The sequence below is a fragment of the Gilliamella sp. A7 genome, assembly GCF_002142015.1.
Taxonomy (GTDB): domain Bacteria; phylum Pseudomonadota; class Gammaproteobacteria; order Enterobacterales; family Orbaceae; genus Gilliamella; species Gilliamella apis_A.
Genome location: NZ_NASN01000082.1, coordinates 1 through 4,407, shown reverse-complemented (window position 1 = coordinate 4,407; position 4,407 = coordinate 1). Strand labels below are relative to the sequence as shown.

4 protein-coding genes are annotated in these 4,407 nt (G+C 28.6%); 2 read left to right on the top strand and 2 right to left on the bottom strand.

What is annotated here, in order from left to right; genetic code table 11:
* Positions 1-109 precede the first annotated feature (109 nt).
* Positions 110-340 (top strand): hypothetical protein, encoded by a 231-nt coding sequence (locus B6D18_RS12075; RefSeq protein WP_086364668.1) that lies wholly within the window; start codon positions 110-112, stop codon positions 338-340.
* 376 nt (positions 341-716) lie between these two features.
* Complete coding sequence (locus tag B6D18_RS12070) at positions 717-1,892, top strand: MFS transporter (protein ID WP_086364667.1); 1,176 nt, start codon at positions 717-719, stop codon at positions 1,890-1,892.
* A gap of 420 nt (positions 1,893-2,312) precedes the next feature.
* Here B6D18_RS12070 and B6D18_RS12065 read toward each other — a convergent pair whose 3' ends face one another.
* On the bottom strand, positions 2,313-3,185 hold the full coding sequence (locus B6D18_RS12065) for a LysR substrate-binding domain-containing protein (RefSeq protein ID WP_086364666.1): 873 nt from the start codon (positions 3,183-3,185) through the stop codon (positions 2,313-2,315).
* A gap of 445 nt (positions 3,186-3,630) precedes the next feature.
* Positions 3,631-4,314: a helix-turn-helix transcriptional regulator gene (locus B6D18_RS12060; protein WP_086364665.1), complete on the bottom strand. Its 684-nt coding sequence runs from the start codon at positions 4,312-4,314 to the stop codon at positions 3,631-3,633.
* Positions 4,315-4,407: the final 93 nt, after the last annotated feature.

Here is a 4,407-nt window from a genome sequence, read left to right as displayed (position 1 = left end):
GTAGAATTATGACCAATAAATATCAAATATAAAGATAATAAAATTTAATGAGAGTCATTGTGATTTTATTATTACTTACTAGATAACAGAAATGGTAAGTGGTAATTATATGAAAATTTTTTTATTCTTTACAAAAGATGACGAAATTGTAATCCTTAATAAAAATAGTGAGTTTGTTAATAAGTTAGATAGAAAAATATATACAAAATTAGATACTGAAGTTCAAACTGAAAACGAATCAGATTCGTTTGAAAAACTCAAGAAAGAGGTAGATCTAAAAGAGTTTATTTATGATGTTTCATTTTGTGCACTAGCTACTTCTTTAGTATTTAGAGATTAATAATGGTTAAAATCCATAATTGATCTTAAATTAAACTTTATTATCTATTCTTTTAGATATCTGATAGAAAAATAGACTGGAAAACAGGTTAAATTAGATTTGTTTGTTATTTTTGAACATTAAATCTGTTTTTAAGTTTATCTAATCTGTAGAATTAAAATAAGACAAAATTCAATCAGTATGTTAATTGGCTATTATGCTGATCGAGAAATAGTATAAAATCGTTAATTTAACTAACTTGATAGTCAATATAGTTAGTTGCGATAAATAATTTTCATAATGCAATAAATGATTGGAATTATACAGCTATAAGATTGTTTGCTAGCATAAATTCACTTTATTCCCCACTAAAAAATTAATAATATGAGTGAATTACATGGAAAAAACAAATAATACATTTCCCACATTGAGTCTGCTTGCTTTAGCTACCGCACTATTTATTTCTATTATGACTGAAGCTTTGCCTGCTGGATTTTTACTTTTAATAAGTGAAGATCTAAGTGTTACCGAAGCTCAAGCAGGACAATTAGTGACGCTTTACGCATTAGGTTCTCTACTATCAGCTATCCCATTAACCATTGCTACACAAAGTTGGAATAGAAAAAAATTATTAGTAATTGTTATGCTTGGTTTTGGTATTACTAATTTTATGACAGCATATTTTTCGTCTTTTATCCTGATATTAATTGCTAGGTTTTTAGCTGGTGTTTTTGCCGGTCTTCTTTGGGCAATGGTGGCTGGTTATGCAACAAGAATAGTTAGTGATGATAAACAAGGCAGAGCAATAACGTTAGTTATGTTAGGGGTTCCTATTGCTTTATCAATAGGTATTCCTTTAGGTACCTCAATAGGGCAGTTAGTTGGTTGGAGATTAACTTTTCACATGATTACTATCATTTCTTTGTTGTTGGTTATTTTTATATGGCTAAAATTACCTAATTTAGCAGCGTTAAAAACAGCGAAAAAGAATTCAATTTTTTCTGTATTATCTATACGTTACGTAAAATCTATCTTAGTACTAAATTTTATTTTTGCTTTTGGTCATAATATTTTTTACACCTATATATCACCATATTTGCAATTATCTGGTAATGATGCAAATGTCGATGTTGTTCTATTTATTTTTGGTATTTCGTCGATAATTAGTATTACGATTGTTGGTATATTTATCGACAAATACTTACGTAAGCTAATTATTTTATCTCTCAGTTTATTTGCTATATCAGGGTTATTATTTTATTCCTTTGACAATCTTTATTGGTTAATTTTAATCTCAATTGTAGTATGGGGATTAGCCTTTGGTGGTGGTGCAACATTATTTCAAACAGCTTCAGCAAAAATAACCGGACAATCTGCTGATATTGCACAGTCTTTACTTGTCTCACTTTGGAATTTAGCTATAGCTGGTGGTGGTTTTTGTGGTGGAATATTACTTAATGTTTTCGATGCAAGAGTATTACCTATCATAATGTGTATTTTGTTAATTTTTGCCCTTAGTCTAATTTTATATGCCGGTAAACTTGGCGTTGCAAAGGCAAGTGACAATGATTAAATAGCTATTTGATCGGCAAGTTTATAATTTGACAAGCTGTTATGGATAAAATTAGCTTTACAAATATATATTGCGGACTAAAAAGAAAATCATCTGGAATACTGTGTAAGACAGCAACTGGATGATTTTCATTATTCATGCTATTTTTAATAAAAACACTGAAGCAATGACTAATAGACATTTGTCAGAATTATTAACCCGTGCAGAAAACATTAAATTCGCAATTGAGATTAATGACATCATTCTAGTTGTATAAAAGCGAGGTTATACTTAATGTAAGTAACTATAAAGATGTGGTTGTAATATCTTTTTAATTTAGAGCGTTAATTTTGCTTTAGAGTAGGGCAGAAATTATTACCAATTAATGATTAAGCAATACAATTACAACTTAAGTAATTAATTTTAATAATTATAAAAAAATTATTTAACTTTCATCTCATTAATAAAATTGAGTACATCTGTACCTGCTTTTTCTTCATTCCATGACACGCCAATTTTCCATTTTGCTCCTTTTCCCATCAGTTTTTTACATTCACTGGTTGATTTAATATTATCAACTAAACTATTTGGCAGTATCGTTACATTCGAATGTAAATTAGCCATAGATATAATGTTGTAAATATTATTTGTATAATATACATTTGGATAATTTAACGCATTGCTAGAAAGATATTTGGCAATTTTTTGTGACAGATCAAAATGTGAATCATAATCAGGTAAACAAAGTGTATTTTTATCCAAAATTTGATTAACATCATTAAAATCATTAATCTTAAAATTTTCTTTTTGATTGAATATAAAGACTAAATGATCTGAGCCTATTTCGGTATACTTTATTTGTTTATTCGTCGGTTTTTCCATAAAAGCGATATCTAATTCGCCTGATAATAGCTTCTTTTCCTGTTCTACTGAAGACAATTCATGTAACTGAATTTTTATCATTGGGTGATGTTCAGTATAATTATTTATTATTTCCGGTAATATATTTATACAGGAAAATGTATAGCCGATATTCAAAACTCCCGTTGTACCATTTTTTATTTTTTTGACTACACATAATAATCTATCTAATTCATTGGTTAAATTAAGTGCGTATTTGTAGATTATTTTACCTTCATCGGTTAGGTAACACCCTTGATTGTCTCTAAGAAATAGTTTAAAGCCAAATGTATCCTCAAGAAGTTGAATTTGTTTGGTAAGTGTTGGTTGGGTTATATTCAGTTTTTCTGCAGCATCGCGAAAACTATCACTGGTTGCTAACACAATAAATGATCTTATTTTCTTTACATACATAATGAAATCCTTCTCGTTAATTATTGACTATTATACTTAATTATTCGATATCTATGACCTATTAAGAAAATTTGTTTTAACCAATAAATTTATTTATTTATTCGGTTATGTAACTAACTATACTTATCACTACAGTAATATCTGTTAAAAACGAAAATTAATGTCGGGCAAGTTCAAGTTCAAAGAACTATTGCCAACGCTAGTACTGTGCCCTAACTGTGTTAACGAAATATGATCTAGTTTTGGCGCATCAGCTTGACTAAATGAATTAAATTTTTGGTTTCAATGGACTCTTTTGCAGAGGGTTAGGGAATATCGTTTAATATCAATGGATGATTAAGAACCTAAATGCAATGGTGTTTTTTATTATAATTAATACGTTAAAGTAACTTAGTTGCTAGTCTTAAAAGATTTAATTGAAAAATTAATGTTTATTGTAGCTCCCTTATATATCAATTAAAAATACATTTAAGTTTTTTCTACCTTTTGGCGTAATTGTCAATTCACGATTATTATCATTTTGTTTAAACCATTCTTGTTGTAGCATTGATTGCAGTAGTAAAGTCCCTAATGGACCACCAATATGATCCCGATGTTCAGTAAAATCTATACAGCGCTTGCCAACACAAGCTGTGTTAGATGTGTTAATTAATAACTTATGTTCATTAAAAAAGGTTTTACCTTTTTTAGTAACCACAAAAAAATTGTCTTGTATAACAATAAACTCATTATGAACAAACGACTGCGTGAGTGCTACAGACCATGAGCCAGCTAAATGTTTATAGCATGTTCTTGCCTCTTTAAATTTTTCTTTAGTTTTAGAATTGGATAAAAATAAGCAATCTTTCGGCGGAATAATATTAAAAGTAGATTCTATAAACGTTGCAGTATCTTGATTTTTTATTTCATAGTAGTGGTTTTTACCACATCTCCTTTGATGGATAAGTTCAACATCTTCTAATTTTTTTAAATGAAAACGCGTAGCCTGTGGTGACAAATTCAATCGGTTTGCTAACCATGAGGCTGAAAGAGCTCTGCCATTCATTAATTCAGTAATGATCATAACTCTACTGACGTCAGACATTGCATCCGAAAATCGTATTAAATCCTCACAATATAATTTACTCACTTTTTAGAATCTCCAAAAAAAATCAATGATATTTTTATTTGTTATTTAATTTGTAATCAACATTAATATACGCTTTTTAGCTAAGTTGTTTAA

Coding starts and splice junctions, on each gene's coding strand:
- B6D18_RS12075 (WP_086364668.1), top strand. CDS start 110: ATGAAAATTTTTTTATTCTTTACAAAAGATGACGAAATTGTAATCCTT.
- B6D18_RS12070 (WP_086364667.1), top strand. CDS start 717: ATGGAAAAAACAAATAATACATTTCCCACATTGAGTCTGCTTGCTTTA.
- B6D18_RS12065 (WP_086364666.1), bottom strand. CDS start 3,185: ATGTATGTAAAGAAAATAAGATCATTTATTGTGTTAGCAACCAGTGAT.